1 rRNA gene is annotated in these 1,032 nt (G+C 56.7%); it reads left to right on the forward strand.

The features are described 5' to 3' along the window. Positions 1-1,026, forward strand: a 23S ribosomal RNA gene (locus ACW9TB_RS39310); the annotation flags it as partial. Between the last annotated feature and the right edge of the window lie 6 nt (positions 1,027-1,032).

The raw sequence follows: 1,032 nt of genomic DNA on the forward strand, positions 1-1,032 counted from the left end.
GCGAAGCTGAGAACTTAAGCGCCAGTAAACGGCGGTGGTAACTATAACCATCCTAAGGTAGCGAAATTCCTTGTCGGGTAAGTTCCGACCTGCACGAATGGCGTAACGACTTCCCCGCTGTCTCAACCGCAGACCCGGCGAAATTGCACTACGAGTAAAGATGCTCGTTACGCGCAGCAGGACGGAAAGACCCCGGGACCTTCACTATAGCTTGACATTGGCGTTTGGAACGTCTTGTGTAGGATAGGTGGGAGACGGTGAAGCCTTCACGCTAGTGGGGGTGGAGTCATTGGTGAAATACCACTCTGGTCGTTTTGAACGTCTAACTTCGGTCCGTGATCCGGATCAGGGACAGTGTCTGGTGGGTAGTTTAACTGGGGCGGTTGCCTCCTAAAGAGTAACGGAGGCGCCCAAAGGTTCCCTCAGCCTGGTTGGCAATCAGGTGTCGAGTGTAAGTGCACAAGGGAGCTTGACTGTGAGACCGACGGGTCGAGCAGGAGCGAAAGCTGGGACTAGTGATCCGGCGGTGGCATGTGGAAGCGCCGTCGCTCAACGGCTAAAAGGTACCCCGGGGATAACAGGCTGATCTTCCCCAAGAGTCCATATCGACGGGATGGTTTGGCACCTCGATGTCGGCTCGTCGCATCCTGGGGCTGGAGTAGGTCCCAAGGGTTGGGCTGTTCGCCCATTAAAGCGGTACGCGAGCTGGGTTTAGAACGTCGCGAGACAGTTCGGTCCCTATCCGCTGCGCGCGCAGGAGACTTGAAAGGAGCTGTCCCTAGTACGAGAGGACCGGGACGGACGAACCTCTGGTGTGCCAGTTGTTCCGCCAGGAGCACGGCTGGTTGGCTACGTTCGGAAGGGATAACCGCTGAAAGCATCTAAGCGGGAAGCTCGCCTTGAGATGAGGTCTCCCACCACGAGAGTGGGTAAGGCTCCCGGTAGACGACCGGGTTGATAGGCTGGAAGTGGAAGCGCAGTAATGTGTGGAGCTGACCAGTACTAATAGGCCGAGGACTTGACCACAAAGCA

The organism is Streptosporangium sp. H13245 (assembly GCF_055690525.1).